The organism is Vibrio sp. Vb1574 (genome assembly GCF_033338675.1).
In genome coordinates this window covers 24821-46528 of the sequence record NZ_JAWOTC010000041.1, presented here as the reverse complement: position 1 = coordinate 46528, position 21708 = coordinate 24821, and the positions used below count along the sequence as shown (strand labels likewise).

The 21708-nt window shown below is 47.8% G+C and carries 17 protein-coding genes; 8 read left to right on the top strand and 9 right to left on the bottom strand.

The features are described 5' to 3' along the window. Window positions 1-119: 119 nt before the first annotated feature. Window positions 120-3245: an EAL domain-containing protein gene (locus tag R7O12_RS19520; protein WP_213891690.1), complete on the bottom strand. Its 3126-nt coding sequence runs from the start codon at window positions 3243-3245 to the stop codon at window positions 120-122. Between the two features lie 113 nt (window positions 3246-3358). Here R7O12_RS19520 and asnC point away from each other — a divergent pair, with 113 nt between their 5' ends. Next, entirely contained in the window at window positions 3359-3823 is a 465-nt protein-coding gene (gene asnC, locus R7O12_RS19515) for a transcriptional regulator AsnC (RefSeq protein ID WP_005389595.1), read from the top strand. Window positions 3824-3889: 66 nt separating this feature from the next. Here the strand turns inward: asnC and prlC are convergent, their stop codons facing one another. Continuing rightward, window positions 3890-5932, bottom strand: a complete 2043-nt coding sequence (prlC, locus tag R7O12_RS19510) for an oligopeptidase A (protein WP_017635033.1) — start codon at window positions 5930-5932, stop codon at window positions 3890-3892. 399 nt (window positions 5933-6331) lie between these two features. Here prlC and R7O12_RS19505 point away from each other — a divergent pair, with 399 nt between their 5' ends. Then, the gene (locus R7O12_RS19505; RefSeq protein ID WP_205391070.1) at window positions 6332-7171 is read left to right on the top strand and encodes a 23S rRNA (adenine(2030)-N(6))-methyltransferase RlmJ; all 840 of its coding nucleotides are present in this window, start codon (window positions 6332-6334) and stop codon (window positions 7169-7171) included. 259 nt (window positions 7172-7430) lie between these two features. After that, window positions 7431-8786: a glutathione-disulfide reductase gene (gene gorA / locus R7O12_RS19500; RefSeq protein WP_054579538.1), complete on the top strand. Its 1356-nt coding sequence runs from the start codon at window positions 7431-7433 to the stop codon at window positions 8784-8786. 81 nt (window positions 8787-8867) lie between these two features. On the opposite strand, the gene R7O12_RS19495 is transcribed toward gorA, so the two are convergent. Continuing rightward, on the bottom strand, window positions 8868-9773 hold the full coding sequence (locus R7O12_RS19495) for a LysR family transcriptional regulator (RefSeq protein ID WP_062730780.1): 906 nt from the start codon (window positions 9771-9773) through the stop codon (window positions 8868-8870). A gap of 121 nt (window positions 9774-9894) precedes the next feature. Here R7O12_RS19495 and xapA point away from each other — a divergent pair, with 121 nt between their 5' ends. After that, a complete protein-coding gene (gene xapA / locus R7O12_RS19490; protein WP_005379149.1) occupies window positions 9895-10719 on the top strand; it encodes a xanthosine phosphorylase in 825 nt (274 codons plus the stop codon). Between the two features lie 105 nt (window positions 10720-10824). Here the strand turns inward: xapA and R7O12_RS19485 are convergent, their stop codons facing one another. Together R7O12_RS19485 and R7O12_RS19480 are read right to left on the bottom strand one after the other, a co-directional pair. Further along, a complete protein-coding gene (locus R7O12_RS19485; protein ID WP_005394384.1) occupies window positions 10825-11436 on the bottom strand; it encodes a bifunctional 4-hydroxy-2-oxoglutarate aldolase/2-dehydro-3-deoxy-phosphogluconate aldolase in 612 nt (203 codons plus the stop codon). Window positions 11437-11445: 9 nt separating this feature from the next. After that, window positions 11446-12822 (bottom strand): GntP family permease, encoded by a 1377-nt coding sequence (locus tag R7O12_RS19480; protein ID WP_275115098.1) that lies wholly within the window; start codon window positions 12820-12822, stop codon window positions 11446-11448. A 153-nt stretch (window positions 12823-12975) separates the two neighbouring features. Here R7O12_RS19480 and R7O12_RS19475 point away from each other — a divergent pair, with 153 nt between their 5' ends. Next, window positions 12976-13500, top strand: a complete 525-nt coding sequence (locus R7O12_RS19475) for a gluconokinase (RefSeq protein WP_005379140.1) — start codon at window positions 12976-12978, stop codon at window positions 13498-13500. After that, window positions 13500-15296 carry a phosphogluconate dehydratase gene (gene edd / locus R7O12_RS19470; RefSeq protein WP_258479502.1) on the top strand — a complete coding sequence of 599 codons (1797 nt, stop codon included), beginning with the start codon at window positions 13500-13502 and terminating at the stop codon, window positions 15294-15296. The genes R7O12_RS19475 and edd overlap by 1 nt, the downstream gene beginning before the upstream one ends. 355 nt (window positions 15297-15651) lie before the next feature. Here the strand turns inward: edd and R7O12_RS19465 are convergent, their stop codons facing one another. The 4 genes from R7O12_RS19465 to R7O12_RS19450 form a co-directional block, all read right to left on the bottom strand. Next, complete coding sequence (locus R7O12_RS19465; RefSeq protein ID WP_005478614.1) at window positions 15652-15981, bottom strand: SMR family transporter; 330 nt, start codon at window positions 15979-15981, stop codon at window positions 15652-15654. Then, window positions 15978-16382 carry an SMR family transporter gene (locus tag R7O12_RS19460; RefSeq protein ID WP_005379135.1) on the bottom strand — a complete coding sequence of 135 codons (405 nt, stop codon included), beginning with the start codon at window positions 16380-16382 and terminating at the stop codon, window positions 15978-15980. Before R7O12_RS19460 ends, R7O12_RS19465 begins: the two co-directional genes overlap by 4 nt. A 269-nt stretch (window positions 16383-16651) precedes the next feature. After that, complete coding sequence (locus tag R7O12_RS19455; protein WP_005379132.1) at window positions 16652-17587, bottom strand: LysR family transcriptional regulator; 936 nt, start codon at window positions 17585-17587, stop codon at window positions 16652-16654. Between the two features lie 55 nt (window positions 17588-17642). Then, a complete protein-coding gene (locus tag R7O12_RS19450) occupies window positions 17643-18650 on the bottom strand; it encodes a substrate-binding domain-containing protein (RefSeq protein ID WP_047103689.1) in 1008 nt (335 codons plus the stop codon). A gap of 219 nt (window positions 18651-18869) precedes the next feature. On the opposite strand from R7O12_RS19450, the gene R7O12_RS19445 reads away from it, so the two are divergent. Beyond that, window positions 18870-20222 (top strand): serine/threonine-protein kinase, encoded by a 1353-nt coding sequence (locus R7O12_RS19445; RefSeq protein WP_053349772.1) that lies wholly within the window; start codon window positions 18870-18872, stop codon window positions 20220-20222. A gap of 13 nt (window positions 20223-20235) precedes the next feature. After that, window positions 20236-21708 carry a hypothetical protein gene (locus R7O12_RS19440; protein ID WP_042523863.1) on the top strand — a complete coding sequence of 491 codons (1473 nt, stop codon included), beginning with the start codon at window positions 20236-20238 and terminating at the stop codon, window positions 21706-21708.

Here is a 21708-nt window from a genome sequence, read left to right as displayed (position 1 = left end):
CGGGTTTTCACAGATCAATTGCAGTTGCAAAAGGAGGCTCCAATAAAAATCGAGGTAACTGGCGCTGAGTGTATACCTAAGTTACCTATTAATGCTAGGTTGAGCTTGCTACGCAGAGGTTATACAGCCGTCAGTTGCTCCACTAGCTCAGAAAGCGGCTTAGGATGGCCAATACCGTAGCCTTGGCCGTAGTCCACACCGAGGTCTATCAAATGCTGCATGACCTGGTCATTTTCGACAAACTCCGCCACCGTCACTTTGCCTAGTTGCTTCGCCAAGTCATTGATTGAACGAACCATCACGCGGTCCATTTCATTTACGTTGATATCTTGCACGAAAAGACCATCAATTTTCACGATATCGACAGGAAGTTTCTTTAAGTAACCAAATGAAGACAATCCAGATCCGAAATCATCCAATGCAATCATGCAACCCAAAGACTTTAGCTTGGTAAACAACTCAATGGCTTGATCCAGATTGCTCATCGCCGCTGTCTCGGTGATTTCTAAGCAGATTTTTTCACACGGCAGAGTCGAACTTTCCAATCGCTCCAATAAGAAGTCAATAAACTCTTGATTCCCCATAGATTGACCTGAAAGGTTTATCGAACAGCGACCAAGCTGTTCAACCACCTCAGGACGCTGTTCAAACCACTCTAGTGTTTGAGTAATAACCTGCTTATCAATCCAATGGGCAATGTTGTAGCGCTCGGAAGCAGGGATAAACAGCGCAGGAGAAACATAATCACCGTACCCATTGCGAATACGCACCAAAATCTCAAAATACATTTGAGTCTCGTGCTTTTGTAAGCTTTTTATCGGTTGAGCAAACAGTTCTAAACGTTGATTCGACAATGCCTCATGCACCAAATTGACGCTCTGCATTTCCATCTGACGACGCTGCAACTCTTCGTTATCTAAGCTGAATAGATTATAGCGGTTACGGCCTTGCTCTTTAGCGGCGTGACAAGCAGAGTCTGCTTGAGCGTGCACCATTTGTGGCGTATCAGCGGTATGATCGATGATACGGATACCAATTGAGCAACTGATGAACAGGCGTGTGTCTTCCCAAATAAAGAGGTGTTCGCTTAGTGTCGAGATGATCAGTTTGGCAATATTGATGGCGCCATATTCGTCACAGTCTTTGAGTAACACCGCAAACTCATCGCCTCCCATTCGAGCCAAGATGGAATTGTACGGCAGAACGCCTTCCAGCATACTTGCGCAGAATTGAATCGCCGCATCACCTGCATCATGCCCAACCGTATCATTGAGGACTTTTAGTTGATCTAAGTCGAGGTACAACATGGCGTGGACTCGACGATGGCTGTCCACTTCGCACAGTGCGGTCTTAAGCTCTAGTTCAAAATGGTTTCTGTTGTAAGTCCCCGTCAGTAAGTCATAGCGAGCTTGGTATTCCAATTTCTCGGAGAGCAGTTTGGTTTCGGTAATATCTTCGCCCACAATCAGCAGTTGCTCAGATTCACTCAGCGGACGAATATTCTCGCGCACCCAAACACGATGACCATTTGCATGACGATACTCGACTTCACGTCGCCAAACACCATGCACTTGCTGGTTGGGTTGCAATAACACTTGGCGAGGGAACAGCACTTTGTCATCAAAATAGAACTCCCTCAGGCGATGTCCGAGCATGTCCATCGGTTTGTAGCCAAGAAGTAGTTGAGCAAATCGATTCACTTCTTGAATTCGGTTATTACTATCAAGCGTCACCATCATCACGGGCTGCTGCTCGTAATAGTTGCGTAGGGTTGACTCACGTTGGTAGAGCTTGTCCTCCATCAATTTACGACTGGTAATATCGCGCGCTTCAAACAAGTATTGCTTATGATTCCCTACTTGCTGAGAAAAAGGCTTGAGCGAAACTTCTAACACCAATGCGCCGTGTTCTTTACTCCAAATTTCAGCTTCAAACGTCGACACTTGATGGTGAGGCGCGTGGAAATACTCCTCAAGCAACGCTTGTGCTTTTTCACTCCAGTTGGGGTGAAACCAAAGTGGTCGGTCTAAGCGCAGTCCTTGGTGATAAAGTAAGGATTGAAGGTGATCGTTGCCCGATTTAAGCACACCGTTGGCATCCAAAATGCCCATATACTGCATGCTCTGATCGAAAATCGATTCTAGAATAGCCTGGCTTTCTCGCGCAGCGCTCTCACTGCGACGCATCCGCTGTAAATAATAACCCATCAGCAAAATGACCACCGACATCACCACAAACAGACTACCAAACAGGCGAATTTCCTTGGCAAAACGTTCAGAAAGCTTCATTGGCTTATTAAAAAATACCGCAGAAACCTCTTGTTCAGCCCCCAATCCCCAACGCGCTACCGCTTGGTAATCGAGCTTTATTTCAGAATCACTTTTTTTCACTGCAGGCAGAGGCTGATCAGGGTTATCCAAAACGAACTCAAGCATCTCTGCGCTCTCAATACCATGCCGATAACCACTTTGAATAACCCCTCCAACTGCGCCATGACCCAAACCAATGTCATGCACCATAAACAGCGGCGCGTTTGAGACTTTGTTGACACCAACCCAGTCACGCTCGCTGCCAACCATACCTTGTTTATCTCGGTAATAGGTCCAGAACAAGACGACTTTATCGGAACTCAGTTTTGCGACTTGTTGTTTTAGATCGATGATACTGTCTGGGACAACTTGTACGATTTTGTCTCGATATTGCGGGAACTTAAGGACAAAATTGTCGATTTGATAACGCAACACCTCACCGGTCACCGAGTGGTCACTGACGATGAGAACTTGTGTGTAGTTCGGATGTAAGCGCTCAATAAGAGCGAGATTCGCTTCCAAATCGACATCTTCCATGACTCCGGTTGCATTCAGAGAACGATGTAAAGAAGGATGGTAGTTATTAATGCCGTTAAATATAACTGGGGTGTCTTTGATGATTGGGGCTAAACGCTGCATGAGTTCAAGTGCATTGTTATCGCTCACTAAAATGGCATCGAATCGCTCTTTGCGTAATTTCGTAAGATACAAGGATTTTAGTTGCGCAAAAAACTGCTCACTCTGGTTACGTTTCGAGTCTAGATAGAGCACACGCATGTCCAGCGCTCGATCGCCCAGCTGTTGCTCGATGCCTCGCTGTATGGAGTCCGTCCAGAAAAAACCCTGATGATAGGAGTGCACGACCAACACCTTCGGATCTGAGGCCGTAGCAAACGCGCTCCAACATAGCGCGGCAATAACCAGAAAACGCTGCACATTATCTCCATAGCTCGGAGTTAACCCGCAGTTACTCCTGCCAAACCTTGTGAATCCTATCCGCTATGAGTATAAAAGGGAGGTAAAACTCTATCCCTAACGGAAATCATAGTATGAATGCGAGCCTGCCGAAACTCGACGACCTTGACCGCGCAATATTAAAAACACTGATGGCTGACGCCAGAACGCCCTACGCAGAAATGGCAAAGCAGTTCGATGTCAGCCCTGCCACTATCCATGTGCGTATCGAGAAGATGAAGTCGGCTGACATCATCGAGGGAACGGAGGTGATCATCAATACCAAAAAGCTTGGCTACGATGTGTGCTGCTTTATTGGTATTAACCTCAATGCAGCTCGTGATTACCACTCCGCGTTAGAAAAACTCAACGCGCTCGACGAAGTCGTTGAAGCTTACTACACCACGGGCGCGTATAACATATTCGTCAAATTGATGTGCAAATCGATTGAAGAGCTGCAATTTGTACTGATCGACAAGCTGCAAGCCATTGATGAGGTTCAGTCCACAGAGACATTGATATCGTTGCAGAACCCGATCAACCGCAACGTAAATCCGTAAAATTTTTTATAAAAAATGTACAAAAAAGGCCAACTGAACGGTTGGCCTTGATGTTTTTTGCTCAATTTACGCCGCAATACCCGAATGGCGCAACAGTGCATCGATTTGTGGCTCGCGGCCACGGAAGCGCTTAAACAGCTCCATTGGCTCTTCACTGCCCCCCATTTCTAGGATGTTGTTCAGGAAGCTTAGACCCGTCTCTTTGTTGAAGATGCCTTCTTCTTCAAAGCGAGAATACGCGTCTGACGACAGCACTTCAGCCCACAGGTAGCTGTAGTAACCCGCACTGTAGCCACCGGCAAAAATATGGCCGAAGCTGTGTGAAAAACGCGCCCACTCAACCGCAGGAACTACCGCGACTTTCTCTTTCACTTTCGCCAGAGTTTCCAGTACACGCGCACCCACTTCTGGGTCATATTCGGTGTGAAGCGTGAAATCGAACAAGCCGAATTCTAGCTGACGCAAAATACCCATCGCAGATTGGAAGTTTTTCGCTGCGAGCATTTTGTCTAGCATCGCTTTCGGTAGCGGCTCACCTGTCTCATAGTGACCAGAAATGAACGCCAGCGCATCCTCTTCCCAACACCAGTTTTCTAGGAACTGACTTGGTAGCTCAACCGCATCCCAAGGCACGCCATTAATACCTGAAACAGCACCTGTATCAACTTGCGTCAACATGTGGTGGATTCCATGACCAAACTCATGGAATAGCGTCACGACTTCATCGTGCGTGAACAGTGCTGGTTTGTCGCCTACAGGACGGTTGAAGTTACACGTTAGATACGCAACCGGCGTTTGCAGCTCGCCAGATAGCGTAACGCGACGACCACGACAATCATCCATCCACGCGCCGCCACGTTTGTGTTCACGAGCGTAGAGATCTAGGTAGAAGCTGCCACGGAGTGTGCCTTCAGCATCAAAGATATCGAAAAAGCGCACGGACTCATGCCAAGTGTCTACGCCTTCGCGCTCAGTAACGGTCATGCCAAACACGCGGTTTAGCACTTCAAACAGACCGCTCACGACTTTTGACTCTGGGAAGTATGGGCGCAGTTCTTCATCCGAAATTTGGAACAGGTGCTGCTTTTGTTTCTCGCTGTAGTAAGCGATATCCCAAACGTTCAGCTCTTCAACACCAAACTCACTTTTCGCAAACTGACGTAACTCTTCGACTTCACGTTCACCTTGCGGTTTCGCTCGTGTCGCTAGGTCATTCAGGAAGCCCAGCACTTGATCCGGCGTTTCAGCCATCTTTGTTGCTAACGACTTTTCACTGTAAGTATTGAAACCTAGCATACGTGAAATTTCATGGCGCAGTTTTAGCTGCTCAGTAATGATTTCTGAGTTATCCCATTTGCCTGCGTTTGGACCTCGATCAGAAGCGCGCGTCACGTACGCTTCGTACACTTCTTTACGCAACTCTTGGTTATCGCAGTACGTCATGACAGGTAGGTAAGATGGGATATCTAGCGTAATTAGGTAACCATCTAACTCTTTTGCTTCTGCAGCGGCTTTCGCTGCTGCCAGCGCCGATTCTGGCATACCTGCTAGGTCTTTCTCGTCTGTGATGTGCTTGGTCCAACCCATGGTGGCATCCAGCACATTGTTAGAGAATTTAGAGCTCAGCTCAGACATACGTTTGCTGATCTCGCCGTAACGGTGCTGCTCATCGGATGGCAAACCAATGCCTGATAACTCGAAATCACGCAGTGCATCAGTGATGGTTTTCTGCTGGGCACGAGTTAACGTTGCAAATTCTTCGCTCGCTTTGATGGTTTTGTACGCTTCGTACAACCCTTTATGCTGACCAACCCAAGTGCCGTACTCTGACAAAATTGGTAGGCAACTTTCGTAAGCTTCACGTAGCTCTTCGCTGTTCACTACCGAGTTCATGTGACCCACTGGCGACCAGATGCGGCTTAAGCGATCATCCGCTTCTTCAATTGGCGCAATCACACTGTCCCAAGTTGGGTGAGCGTTGTCTTGTAGAACTTCATCGATTTTTGCTCGGCAGTCAGCAATCGCTTGCTCAACGGCTGGCTTGATGTGTTCTGGTTTAATTTGAGAAAACGGAGGTAGGTCCGTAAACGTCAGAAGAGGATTAGACATGAATAATTCCTTTTGTGTTTTGACTCTGTGATTGCCTGTCTATTTTGTGTAGATAGGCCAACTCAATGTACAGACGAGCCAGCAACATGGATTGGGGGAGCTCCGTTCCCTTTCTCTATGCCGCGATGACCATCATATAGTCAACCAGCGCTACTCTGTCCTTGAGTCTTGTTATACCTAAATGAAATTTCACACCCTTTTGAGTGCGAGAAACTCACCTAGTTCAATTCGATTACCAATAGTAAGTGTGGGTGACTTAAAGAAATTTCAATAGCGTCCCCTTATCAGAGGAACAGATTTGATTGGAAGTTCTACATCTTTAAGTTACTTGAGTATAATACCGCCATAGAGTGAAAATCACAGACCACACTCAGCCAAAGAGTGTTTCGAGAGTTTAATTTGTTAAGTTACCGCCACAGCTTCCACGCTGGCAACCATGCCGACGTGGTCAAACACATCGTTCAAAGCCTCATTCTTGATGCGCTGAAACAAAAAGATAAGCCATTCGTTTATCACGATACCCACTCGGGTGTGGGCCGTTACGATCTGACTCACGAATGGTCTGAAAAAACGGGCGAATACAAACAAGGCATCGCACGTATTTGGGATAACCCAAGCACTCCTGAAGACATCAAAAGCTACATCGATGCCATTAAAGTGCTCAACAACGGCGAGAAGCTGCGTTACTACCCAGGCTCACCACGTGTAGCGCGCGCGCAAATCCGCCCACAAGATCGCATGGTGCTGACCGAGTTGCACCCGGCCGATCACCCATTGTTAGAGCAAGAATTCCATCGTGATCGCCAAGTGAGCATCTTCAAAGAAGACGGATTCCAACGCCTCAAAGCAAGCTTACCGCCACAAGAGCGTCGTGGTTTGGTGCTGATTGACCCACCATACGAACTCGCGAAAGAGTACCGCGATGTGGTACGAGCGATTCATCAGAGCCATAAACGTTGGGCAACCGGTATCTACGCGATTTGGTACCCAGTGGTAAACCGTCACGACATCGAAGATATGATCGAAGGCTTGGAAGCACTGGGCATTCGTAAAATTCTGCAAATCGAGTTAGGTGTTGCACCAGATACCAACGAGCGCGGCATGACGGCATCCGGCATGATTGTGATTAACCCGCCATGGAAACTGGAAAGCCAGATGAAAGAGATTCTGCCATTCCTGCAAGACGCGATTGCACCAGCAACTGGCCACTGGAAAGTGGACTGGATTGTGCCAGAGTAAGCACTTCAGTACCGATATCTTCAAGCGCAACGATATTCTCGTTGCGCTTTTTTATGCTCTCACCTTCTCCCTCCAGTCGTGCTTATTCTTCTTTTTGTGCCTCTCATCGCTATTTGTCATAAGTATTGTCGCTTTTTCCCATTTAGGAATTAGTCGAATTCGATTTATGATAGTGGGATAACGGTGGCATTGAGTTCGGACAAGGTCATCCCAATCTATCTATGTACCAGATAAAATTTATAAGCTCTTGGAGAAAGTAATGGCGACTCATTTTGACTATATCTGTATCGGTGGCGGCAGTGGCGGCATCGCATCTGCAAACCGTGCGGCGATGTACGGCGCGAAAGTTGCGCTAATCGAAGCTCAAGACCTTGGCGGTACCTGTGTAAACGTAGGTTGTGTACCGAAAAAAGTGATGTGGCATGGCGCGCAAATCGCAGAAGCAATGAACCTGTACGCAGAAGATTACGGTTTTGATGTCGACGTGAAAGGTTTCAACTGGAGCAAACTGGTTGAGAGCCGTCAGGCGTACATTGGTCGTATTCACCAATCTTACGATCGCGTTCTTGGCAACAATAAAGTAAACGTGATTAAAGGCTTTGCTAAGTTTGTTGACGAAAAAACTGTCGAAGTAAACGGTGAACACTACACAGCAGATCACATCCTGATCGCGGTTGGTGGTCGTCCTACTATTCCAAACATTCCAGGCGCTGAATACGGCATCGATTCAAACGGCTTCTTCGACCTAGCAGAGCAACCAAAACGCGTTGCGGTTGTGGGCGCAGGCTACATCGCAGTTGAAATTGCTGGCGTACTGCACGCGCTAGGTACAGAAACACACCTGTTCGTACGTAAAGAGTCACCACTACGTAGCTTCGATCCAATGATCATCGATACGTTGGTTGAAGTGATGGACGCAGAAGGTCCAAAACTGCACACCCACTCTGTACCAAAAGAAGTGGTAAAAGAAGCCGATGGCAGCCTAACTCTGCACCTAGAAAACGGTGAAAGCCAAAACGTTGACCAACTGATTTGGGCAATCGGTCGTCACCCAGCGACAGACGCAATCAACCTAGCGTCAACCGGCGTGGCAACGAACGAAAAAGGCTACATCAAGGTAGACGAATACCAAGAAACTAACGTGAAAGGCATCTACTGTGTGGGTGACATCATGGAAGGCGGTATCGAACTAACACCAGTAGCAGTGAAAGCGGGTCGTCAACTTTCTGAGCGTCTTTTCAACAACAAACCAAACGCGAAGATGGACTACGATTTGGTACCAACTGTGGTATTTAGCCACCCACCAATCGGCACTATCGGTCTAACAACGCAAGAAGCAGAAGAGAAGTACGGCAAAGACAACATCAAAGTCTACACATCTGGCTTTACTGCGATGTACACCGCTGTTACTAAGCACCGTCAACCATGTAAGATGAAGCTTGTATGTGCGGGCGAAGAAGAAACGGTTGTTGGCCTACACGGCATCGGTTTCACGGTAGATGAAATGATCCAAGGCTTCGGCGTAGCAATGAAGATGGGCGCAACCAAAGCAGACTTCGACTCTGTTGTGGCTATCCACCCAACGGGCTCTGAAGAGTTCGTAACGATGCGTTAATTACGCGCTAATCGCATTGCTGATTTCAGCGAATCATTTGAAAAGGTCACCTTAGGGTGACCTTTTTTTGTTAGCCCATGCTTAACTCGCGTTCTCCAATAACGTGCGAATAAACTCGGCTTTGATAGCACTCTCCTGCTTACCGTCATGAATCAGACACAAGTCTGCACGCAGTGATTCTTTCAGCTTGATAAAACGAATCCCATGCCAATGATGCTGAGAAAACGTCGACGGCACCAACGTCACGGTATTGCTGTTTGCCACATACGCCATCAAGGTGCTTGGCTCCACCACTTGTTTGCCAATATGGGGTGAAAAGCCTTCTTGCAGACAGGCATTAATGATGAAGTTTGCCGAGGCAGAATTCGCCAAACTCATAAACGCAAACTCACACGTCTTTAAATCTTGGAGTCGCAGCAAAGATTTGCTGGCTAACTCATGTTGCTCCGACACCGCCACCACAAACACATCTTTGCCCAAAGACACCGACTGATACGGATAAATGTTGAGTGCATCGGCAAAACGTACAATGCCCACGTCGATTTTCTTCTCACTCAGATGCTTCTTTTGCGTCTCTGGGTTAAGGTCAAAAATGTCGGCGTGATAAGTGCTATGCTCAGCATGGAAGCGCTGTAACAAACGATCAAATCCGCCCCAAAATGCACTACTTACCACACCAACTCGCAAGATATTTCTCTGGTTCAAACCCACTTGCTGCACTTGATTGAGCGAGACATCTAAGGTCTGAAAAATCAGTTGGCATTTGGACTCCAACAATCGTCCAGCCTCCGTTAGCATGACGTTTCTTGAATCACGCTCAAACAGTTTGACGTTAAGCACCTCTTCCAACTCTTTGATGCGATTGCTCAACGGCGAATTGGTGATATTGAGGTTCTCGGCCGCCTTAGTGAAATGCTTGGTTTGTGCGACCTCGTAAAAGTAACGCAGCATCTTCAGCGTCACGCGCTCAAATGGTTCTGACTTCATGCATTGAGTCCTAGCGAATTTCATCATCCTCTTTTTAAGGATGATAGTAGCGAATAAAGCAAAGATAACCAGCGCAGAAAGTCACACAATGGAATCAACACACAACCAGAAGGTGACTAACATGAATCACGATCCAGTAATCGGCGCGCTACAAACCATTCGCGAACGCAAACCAAACTTCCAACCTAAAGCGGCGTTTATTTTAGGCTCTGGCTTAGGCGTATTGGCAGACGAGCTACAAGACAAAGTGGTCATTCCATACGAAGAGCTCGAAGGCTTTCCGGTTAGCACCGTGCAAGGCCACTCTGGTGAGTTGGTACTTGGCACCATGGGCGGCGTAGACGTAGTGTGCATGAAAGGTCGCGGTCACTACTACGAACACGGCTCAATGAAGGTCATGACCACGCCCGTACGCACCTTTAAAAAGCTGGGCTGTGAGTTTCTGCTCGTCACCAACGCGGCAGGCTCACTTCGCCCTGAGCGTATTGATGTCGGCTCTCTGGTGGTATTTCATGATCACATCAATACCATGCCTGAATCGCCAATGATCGGTCCGAATGATGAAGAGTACGGCCCGAGGTTCTTCAGCCTCGCCAATGCGTACGACAAAGACCTGCGCGCAGAAGCGTTTGAAGTCGGAAAAGCCAATGGCATTCACCTGAATGAAGGTGTGTTTGTCTCTTACACAGGCCCCAACTTTGAGACCGCAGCCGAAATCCGCATGATGCAAATCATCGGTGGTGATGTGGTGGGCATGTCGGTCGTGCCAGAAGTGATTTCTGCGGCGCATTGCGGCTTACCCGTATTGGCAGTGTGTGCGATCACCAACATGGCAGAAGGCTTGGGAGATGTAGAATTGTCTCACGCCCAAACATTGAAGTGCGCGAAGCTAGCCGAAGCAGATTTCATTCGCTTTATTAAGCGCTTTATGAAGCATCACTTCTAAAACCGTTTCATTCCCAAAAGCAAAAGGGTCATCAAGTAACTTGATGACCCTTTTTCGTATCACGTTTTCTAACGTTCGGGGGTATTTCGGGGCCGTTTGTGCGTTTTACTTAACTGCGCGAACCAATTCAGCAATGCCTTCCCAATCGCCGTTGTCCATCATTGCGGTTGGCACCATCCAAGTACCGCCACAAGCTACAACCGATTTCAGCGCTAGGTAATCTTCCACGTTGGATGGGCTTACGCCACCTGTTGGCATGAATTCAACTGGGTAAACCGCCGTGAGTGCTTTCAACATGTTTACGCCGCCTGATGGCTCAGCAGGGAAGAACTTCAACGTACGCAGACCCATTTCCATCGCTTGCTCAACCAAGCTTGGGTTGTTTACACCCGGTACGATAGTCACGCCACGTTGCTGACAGTATTTCACTGTGGTTGGGTTGAAGCCTGGGCTAACGATAAAGTCCACGCCCGCTTCGATGGCGATATCCACTTGTTCTGTGGTCAGAACGGTGCCCGCGCCAATCAACAGTTCTGGGTACGCTTCACGCATGATGCGAATCGACTCCGCCGCCGCTTCGGTGCGGAATGTCACTTCCGCACATGGTAAACCGTTTTCTACCAACACTTTTGCCAGTGGCAGAGCATGTGCTACGTCGTTGATTGCGATAACTGGGACGATTTTGATTTCTCTTAATCGTTGTTCAAGTGTTGTCATGGGGAACCTCTAAAGAATAAAGCTTAATGTTGCGACGATAATAAACGCGATACCGCCAAGTAACGTTTCCATTACCGTCCAAGTTTTTAATGTGGTTTTCTCATCCATCTCAAGCAGACGAGATACCAACCAGAAACCAGAGTCATTGAAGTGAGACAGTACCGTTGCACCACCCGCAATCGCGATTACGATAAAGCAAAGGTCGAGTTCACTCAAACCTGTTGATGCTGCCACAACTGGCGCGATAAGAGCCGCCGTAGTGGTTAGCGCTACGGTTGCCGAGCCTTGAGCAACACGCAGACAGGTTGAAATCACAAACGCCGCCACAATCACAGGCATACCTGTGTCTGTAAGAACGTCAGCCAGTGCATCACCAATACCGCTTGAGCGCAGTACGCCGCCAAACATGCCACCTGCACCCGTGACTAGGATAACACCACAGATAGGAGCCAATGACTCACCACATAATTTTTCTAGTTTTGCCATGCCGTAGTCTTTGGCAAACACAGCCAGACAGACAATCAAAGTAATCAGCAACGCAACTGGGGTTTTACCTAGCATGCGTAGGAACTCAACCAGTGCCGTTTTGCCATCAATCAAACCTGCAACCGTCAGTGTGTTCAATACCGTATCCAAACAGATTAGCAGGACTGGCAGCACAAGGATGGTCATAACCGTGCCAAATTTTGGTGCGTTGCGCTCATCCACCATTGCTTCGCCATTAAAGAAGGCTTTAGATAGTGGGATATCGAATTTTTTGCCCGCGTACAAACCAAATAGGTAAGCGCCAAGGTACCAAGTTGGAATAGCCACCAGAATACCCACCACCAATAACAGACCGATGTTTGCACCAAGGAATTCTGCCGCTGCAACCGGACCTGGGTGTGGTGGAACAAACGCGTGCATAACCGCAAAAGCACCAGCTGCAGGCAACGCGTATTTAATTGGTGAGCCACCAAAACGAGCCGCCACACTTAGGATGATTGGCATCATCACTACAAGGCCAGCATCGAAGAAGATTGGGAAGCCAAACAGTAATGAAGCGACGCCCAAAGCAAATGGTGCGCGCTCTTTACCAAAGCGACCAATCAAAGTGTCTGCCAGCACTTTCGCACCGCCAGTCACTTCAAGAATTTTACCGATCATCGCACCGAGACCAACCAGCAATGCCACGGAAGCCAGCGTGCCGCCGAAGCCGCCCATCATGGTCGATACGACTTTCTCTGAAGGAACGCCAGTGGCGATTGCCGTACCTAAACTCACCATAGTAAGGGAAGCAAAAGCATGGACTTTCAGTTTAATGATCAGAACGAGTAACGCTGCAATGGCAAGGCCTGCAATCGTCAGTAGGAACGTAGGATCTGGGGCTTGGGTTAATTGCTCCATAGGTTCACCTTTAAGAATTATTGTTTGTGTTATGGTTCACATTTATTTCAATTACCGGTAACATGTTACCGATAACATGAATAAGATAAACCCATATTTTAAAGTGAATTCAAAAATTGAGATCACGCGCAAATTTGGTTATGAGGATAAGTTATGGCTGGTAGTAGTGTCATCGTTATGGGCGTTTGTGCTAGTGGTAAAAGCACAATTGGTGAGCATCTAGCGAAAAAGCTAGGGCGTAAATTCATTGATGGTGATGATCTTCATCCACGAGCGAACATTCAGAAAATGGCTTCGGGCCAGCCTCTGAACGATGATGATCGCAAGCCATGGCTAGAACGCATTCGTGATGCGGCGTACAGCCTAGAAAGCAAAAACGAACACGGCATTATTGTCTGTTCAGCACTGAAAAAGATTTACCGCGATCAGATCCGCGAAGGCAACAACAACGTGACCTTCCTGTTCCTTGATGGCGATAGGGAGTTGATCCTTAATCGCATGCGTATGCGCAAAGGCCACTTCATGAAAGAAAACATGGTGAAGAGCCAATTCGAGACACTAGAGCGCCCAGACAACGAGCCTCAAACTCTGATCGTCAGTATCGACGGAGACATCAGCGACGTGGTGGAACGCTCTGCCGCTGAGCTAATCAAAATGCAAGCGATCGAGGTGGCGTAATGACTCACTCTGTTGTTCTTGAGGTCACACAACGCTTGACCGAGCGCAGCCGTGAAGCGCGCGCTGCCTTTCTTGCTCGCACCGAAGTGCAAGCCGAAGCTGGCAAAGGCCGTGTTGGTTTATCTTGTGGTAACTTAGCCCATGCAGTCGCCGCTTCTTGCTCTTCTGAAAAGAAAAATATTCTCGATTTTACTCATGCCAATGTCGCGCTGATCAGCGCCTACAACGACATGTTGAGCGCCCACCAGCCGTACCAAGATTACCCAGTGCAAATCAAACAAGTGCTGGCGGACTACGGCCATACAGCGCAAGTCGCAGGTTGTGTGCCAGCGATGTGCGATGGGGTGACTCAAGGTCAAGCAGGCATGGATATGTCGCTGTTTTCGCGTGACTTAATTGCGCAATCAACGGCGTTGTCTTTGAGTCACAATGTCTTTGATGCCACATTACTGCTTGGTATCTGTGACAAAATCGCCCCGGGGCAACTGATGGGCGCGCTGTCTTACGCGCATCTACCGACTGCGTTTGTACCAGCGGGTCTGATGGCTACGGGCATCAGCAACGAAGAGAAAGTCGACGTGCGCCAAAAATACGCAGCGGGAGAAGTCGGCAAAGACGCTCTGCTGGATATGGAGTGTCGCGCTTACCACTCTGCGGGTACGTGTACGTTTTACGGCACCGCCAATACCAACCAGTTGGTGTTCGAAGCCATGGGCTTGATGCTGCCAGGTTCGGCATTCATCCATCCCCATACCCAACTGCGTAAAGCGTTAACCGATCACGCGGCTCTGAAAATCGCCTCAATGACGGCGGGTTCTGCACACTTCCGTCCGTTGGCCGAGGTGGTCACAGAAAAGAGCTTGGTCAACGGCATCATCGCTCTACTTGCATCTGGCGGCAGCACCAATCACACCATTCATATGATCGCCGTGGCACGTGCTGCTGGCATCTTGCTCACGTGGCAAGACATCAGCGATCTGTCGGATGTGGTTCCTTTGTTAGCTCGCGTTTACCCGAACGGCCCAGCCGATATGAACGCGTTCCAAGACGCGGGGGGCGTGCCAGCGTTATTGCACCGCTTGAACCAATCCGGGCTTTTGCATCGCGATGTGAAACCCGTGTTTGGTGAATTTGAAGACCAAATGACGCTACCGAGTCTTGTCGATGGCCAACTGACTTGGACACCGTGCCAAGGCAGCCAAGACGGTGACGTGATCGCCAAACCGGACGCCACTTTCCAAAACACTGGCGGCACTCGCGTACTGACTGGCAACTTAGGCAAAGCCGTGGTGAAAGTGTCTGCGGTGAAAGAAGAGCAACGCGTGATTGTTGCACCAGCGATCGTATTCCAATGCCAACACGAAGTGGAGGCCGCGTACAAACGTGGCGAGCTGAACAAAGATTGCATCGTTGTGGTCACACACAACGGCCCAGCGGCAAATGGCATGCCTGAACTGCACAAGCTGATGCCAATTTTAGGGAACGTGCAAAAAGCGGGCTTTAAAGTCGCGCTAGTGACGGACGGTCGTTTATCTGGTGCATCCGGTAAAATTCCGTCTGCGATTCACGTTTCTCCAGAAGCCATTCGTGGTGGCGCGATTGGTTTGGTGCGCAACGGTGATTTGATTCATCTGGATTGCCAAACGGGCGAACTGAACAACTTAAGCGATACCACTGGTCGCGAGTTGATTCATTTCGATACCGAATCGACCCAACAAACTTGGGGACGAGGCTTGTTTAGCGTGATCCGCCAAAACGTCTCTAGCGCAGAAGAAGGCGCAAGCTTCATTGTTTAAGGCGAGAAGAAAAACCTCGTCATTTAGACAAGCCTAAGCAAGATCAGGAATTTAATATCAACGTGCTGTGAAGTCAGAGAAAACACCTCTGCCGAAACACTTTTGTGTTGGTAGATTCTGAATCACACTCGTCTCTTGCTGTTCAAAATGACGAACTTTAGGATTGGCCTCTGTTCTTTTTAAAAATGAATGAGTCCGTCATTCCGACGAGCCTAGGCGAGATCAGGAATCTAATATCAAGGTGCTGTGAAGCCAGAGAAAACCCCTCTTCCACAGCACTTTTTGTTGGTAGATTCTGAATCACACTCGTCTCTTGCTACTCAGAATGACGATATCTAGCATTCATTAAATTACATCAAGCGGTCTTCATCACCACGACGGCAGCAATCACCACAAAGATACCAAACCAGCCGATTGGCTTGAGTTTCTGCTTAAACAGCAAGGCTCCACCCACTGCGGTACCCAAGATACCGATCGCACCCCAAGAGGCATAAGCAATGGCTAAGTCGATCTCTTTCACCGCTTGTGCCAACAGCGTGAATGCTGTCAGTACCAACACAATCGCCGCAATGCCCCAGCCTTTATATTTAAAACCTTTTGAGCGTGTCAGCGCCATATTGGCCATGATATCGACCAAGGCAGCCATCACGACAAATCCAAATGACATCGTAAAAAATTGACTCATGATTCGCACCTTGTACTAGTAGAAAATGAACGTTCTTTTGCCGGTTTATCGGCATTTTTCTTGGCGTTAGGTTGACCATGTGATTCCCCTAAGGTCACACACACAATGCCAACAACGGCTAACATCAAACCAAACAACTCTTGATGGTTTAAGTTGGCATCAAAGGCGATGATCGACACCACGGTGATCAACGAGATACCTAACCCTTCCCAGACAGCGTATGCCACACCGATAGATATTTTCTTCGCGGCAAACGCGAGAAAGTAGTAAGAGATTGCGATCAGCACATACATTACGATGTAGCCCCACCACCCGTGCCCTTGTCCGATAAGAGACATAGTGCTGGTGCCAGCCACTTCGGCAACGATGGCGAGCAATAAAAATAGACGTGCAACTAGCATGATTAATCCTCCATCAGAAATTAAAAAAATGCATAACGGAGAATGGTGAATGCCACGTACCTGTATCGACATTCAAAAAGTTAAAAAGATAAAAATGAGCCACTTCTCCTGACTATTTGAGATAAGGTTAGCGCTGGGTAGGAAAAAGAGACAGGTAATTGAGATATTCATTTTTGAATATCTTAAGAAATAAGTTGTCTATGTAATCACACAACATTGATAAGGTTAAAGCATCTGCTCTCTCATTCAGCTGATGCCATCAGGTGACGTCACTGCGTAAAAATCAGCGGCGTATTGAGGGTTTGTCGCACCACTTTATGTAGGTGTCTGTGCAAAGGATGGTTGCGGTTGGTTTGAAGGAAACCGCCAGAGACCACAAACTGACTGAACTCACGATTAACCGGTGGCATTGCGTAAGAGGCGAGTTCTGGCATCAACAATGCCGAGCTTTGACTGGCATACATAATCGCGTCGGTTTCTTGCAACATTTGGCAAGCCAAACGCAAATTATAGGACTTCAGTAACACTACTGGCTCATAACCCATACGTCGATACTCGGACTCCACGGTACAAAGCGGTTTATATGATGCAGGCGCAGGCAAAGAGACGAGTGGTAGTTTGGACACCGTGTCCCAATCATTGCTGACTTTCGACAACGTTGGGTGGTTTTTGCGCGCCAAAATCACTCGTTTTTCAACGAATAACGGGCGCATGTAAATGTCTTTCGACAGCTCGGTCTCTTGGTCAAGAATGCAGTAATCGTGCTCGCCTTCTAACATTTCATCGTGCGAGTAAGTATTCCAGCTGGAAAAGGCAAAGTGCGCTTTGGGAAAGGCTCGATGACAGCCAGTGAGCAGTCGCTGCCCTTGTTCATCCATCAAATAAGGGTCAGTTACAATCGCAATCTGCCCTTGGTATTGCAGTGGGTCGAACACTTCAAATTCTTGCACCACTTTTTCCAGTGGTGCAACCATATTGTCGAACTCGGCGGCGAGACGAATCGCCATGGGTGATGGCTCTACCCCATGTGCTTTACGCACAAAAAGCGGGTCATCAAACACTTGCTTCAACTTCATCACGCCGCGGCTGGCGCTCGGTTGAGAAATGCCAAGCTGCATTGCGGCCAGCTTGATGCTGCGGTTTTCCACCACGGCTTTTAATAAACGCATTAAGTTGAGATCCAATGCATCCAGCTGATGTGCCATACCCTAACCTACCAATACCATTGATGAGCGAATACAAAGAGCAGTTAACAATTAGTTAAACACTCTCTCCCGACGTGATCTGATACCCCATATCGAAGACTTTTTCTTCTTGCGTTTCGCCTTTCAGGCGCGCAATTAATAGCTCTGCGCTCTTTACACCAATTTGGAAACGCGGCGTATCAACGCTGATCAGTTTCGGGCTGATGGTTTGACCGATATCCAGCGCGTTATAGCCCGCCACTGCCAATTGCTGTGGAACTTGAATGCCACGTTGCTGCGCACTCAGCATGGTGCCAATTGCGATGTCATCGTTGGTACAGAACACCCCATCGAGCGTTGGGTGCGTTTCCAGTGCGCGTTCGAGCAAATCATGCGCTAAAGAAAAACTAGAATGATCACCAGTTAATACATGTTTGGGTTCTAGCCCTGCTTCTGTCATCGCGCGATCGTAACCTTGCATCCGCAATTTGGTTCGCGTATCCAGACGCGCGCCAAAATAGACGATTGTACGCTTCCCCGTATCTAGCATCTGCTTAACCACGGTGTACGACGCATCTTCATGATCGAGTCCAACCGCCATATCAATCGGCTCCGATGGCAGTTCCATGGTTTCGACCACCGGAATGCCCGCATTTTTGATCATCTGTAATGTACGCGGCGTGTGATGGCTTTCAGTTAGAATAAGTCCATCGACTTGATAAGAGAGTAATGACGCGATCTTGCGCTCTTCTTCAAGCTCATCGTAGCTAAAATGCGCTAAAAGCGTCTCATAGCCATTGGCTTTGGTCACCATCTCTATGCCCTGAACAAAGGAAGCAAAAATTTGGTTGGACAAAGACGGCAGTAAAATACCAATGGCTTTACTGGAGGACTTTGACAACATCGCCGGTGCACGGTTTTCGATGTAACCCATCTCTTCAATCGCAGTCGCAATCTTGGCCCGAGTCTTTTCTGCCACCGATTCAGGGTTACGCATATAGCGTGAAACGGTCATCTTCGTGACGCCAACCTGGTCTGCGACATCCTGCAATGTCGTACGAGTTTTCTTATTCTGTTGAGCCATAAATATGTGATTTATCAGTAATGTTACAAGTAACATTATGACGAATAGACTCTCTGCCGACAAGTTCAGTGAAAATAATTCGCAAAATCATGACGTTATTACTCCATTAGCCATCAAATTGCGTTTCATGGATTGTGAATCAAAACCGAATAAATAAATGACATTTATATCAAAGTTCTTATAAAATGCCGTACCTAAAAGAATAAGACATTAGTCACAGTGCAGTTAGGCTCTAGCGAAACCCAGATTTACTACCACCTGCTTGATCTGGACGACTCCCAAAAGCAGCAATACCTCCAAGCATTGCAACGAAGTCAACCTGAGCTGTATCGACAACTCGTTCCTCTTTTAGCCAACGAGACACCGGAAGAACAACTAACGCAGTTACTTTATTTTGGTGCTCATCAGGCAACGAACCAAGACGTCGATCTAAGCGGAGAAATCATCAGTAAGTACCGCCTAACTCATGAGTTGGGGCGTGGTGGCATGGGTGTCGTATACGCAGCTCTACGTGCAGATGAAACGTTCGAGCAAGATCTGGCTATCAAGTTTATTCAAAGCAATTTGAGCAATGTGTTAGGGCAACGCGCACTCTTCGATGAAGCTCAACTTCTCGCGCGTCTAAACCATCCTTACATCGCGAAAGTGTTTGACGGCGGTCTCCATCAAGATTCGGTTTACATCGTGATGGAGCGGGTGTTTGGTCAAACTTTGGATGAGTACCTATCTGAAAATAAGCTAGAAAAAACGGAGAAGCTGCTGCTGTTTAAGCAGATCTGTCAGGCGATGGAGCACGCCCATCAGCACCAGGTTTTGCATGCCGATCTAAAACCAGAAAATATACTGATTGATCGTAGCAAGCGTCCCAAGCTGCTTGACTTCAACTTGACTCAAAAAGCGCACTCCAACCGAGAAGATTCACCCTCAGCGCTGATTGCGTTTAGCCAAAATTTTGCCAGCCCAGAGCAGCAAGCAGGACAGGTTCTAACAGAGCAAAGCGACGTGTACTCCTTAGGCAAAATTCTCGCTTTGATGTTTCCATCACCAACAATTTGGTCTGATGTTTACTGGGTGATAAGACGCGCAACGCGTCCTGCCACTCAAATGCGATATATCAATGTTCGAGCATTGCGCATTGATATCGAACGAATTATCGAACGCCGTCCAATCGAGCAGAAAAAAAACTGGCCATTGTATAGCGCCTTTCGCTTGGTACAACGACGTCCCCTTGCTTCGGTATTGTCAGGCATCATTGTGCTCTCTGGTGTGTTATTTGGCAGCGCCATGATGCAAAAGAATATCCAGCTGCAACAAGAGAAGAAGATTGCAGAAGATATGATGTACGAAATGACTCGCCTCATCTTCCACGCGAAGGGGCAAAATGTCGAACATCTCTCAGTGAACTCCATGATGGAGTTAACACGAAGGCGGATACTCTCTAACCCAGATATCCCCAAACATATAAAACAAAAAATGTTGTTGGCGATGATGACACCGGTGCCAGAGAAGCACCTAACTACACCAATGAGTTGTCAGCCAAATTGTGCGTCTAAGGACAGCACCAACCAATAAGGCTTAAAACAAGATGTATACACGTTCAGTGGTATTTTGGCTGTCTGCATTGACGGCTACGTCCACGTTGGCAGCAGACGTTTCAGTTGCCACTTCACACCCACCAGCTTCAACCTTGAAGCAAGGCTACTTTATCGACGCCCCAGTGACTGGCCTGTATTACAAAACCAGTTCCAATATCACTGGCGTCACTCAGCAAGGAGCATTTCATTACCAACCCGGTGATGTAATTAGCTTCTTCCTTGGTAACGATGATAAAGGTTATCTGCTGACGACCTTATCAAGCCAAGAAGTGCTGACGCCGACGATGGCGACAACCAAACCTAGCCGCAGCATCAATATGACGCGTCTGCTGCTTTCTCTCGACAGCACGCCTGAGAATCGTGAGGAAATTGTCCTAGCAAACCGTGTGCTGTCTGATCCTCACTTTCAAAGCCAGCTCAAAGGCCTTGATCTCAATTACCTGGATGACGCTAAACGCTACCTCAATCTCGATTGGGTATCTGTCAATGAGGCGATTGAGCACCTAAACGAAAGCCAGCAGTACATTGAAAAAAATTTTTCCTCTGATGAGATCATTTTTGAACCTCGCGACATGACGTTCAAAAACATCGTCATCAAAAAGAAGGATTGGCAAGGCCGCGCTTGTGCTTACGATCTACGCTATCAGCATCATCCCAAATATCGTCCTCCTATTGGTGAAACTCGATTCACCATCACCAAAGACTCATTGATTGAACACCCAAGCATTGGCGATCATTTTCAAGGCTGCTTCCTCTCGATGAAACGCCCTATCACGGAAGATGTCGTCGAACCGATAAGCAAGTTTGCGGATTGGTTTAATATTGTTGGTTGTTCAATCACAGGGTGCACCCGCAACGACTTGAATGGCTTCTCTCTCGAAGACTTCGATGATGAAGGCGACTGGAAGTACCGCTCCGTTGCCCTCAATTTTGATCCGAGCACCGAGTTATTGATGGAAAAAGTACAAGGTCTCGGGCGTAAAAAAAACATCCAACACAATAACCGCACAGAAATGCTCTGGTTTACGTATCCCAATACTAGCGAACACGACATTGACTACCTCGGTGTGTGGCAGCAAACCGAATACCACCAACAGTCCATGACACAATCGTGCCTATTGATGCGCCACCAACAAGTCATGCGACTGCCGCAAAATACGGACACCTGCCCAACCGATACAAGCCTGTACACCCAAGATGTTACCCGCGAATTTGCCGACATGTGGTGGGTCAACAATAGCGCCCCCAAAGCCGAACTCGCGCAAATGAACGTCATGGTACGTTGGTCAACAACCCCATCTGAAATCAATTACACCACCTGGGAATACTTGCCAGCTGGTGCAACTTGGGAGCAAGGCATTTTATATCGCTATCAACAAAATGTTCTGCGCAACCAAGACGGTTCCGATCGCATTGAAACCCACACCATTTCTGAATTTGTCAAAGTGAGCGAGGATGTATAA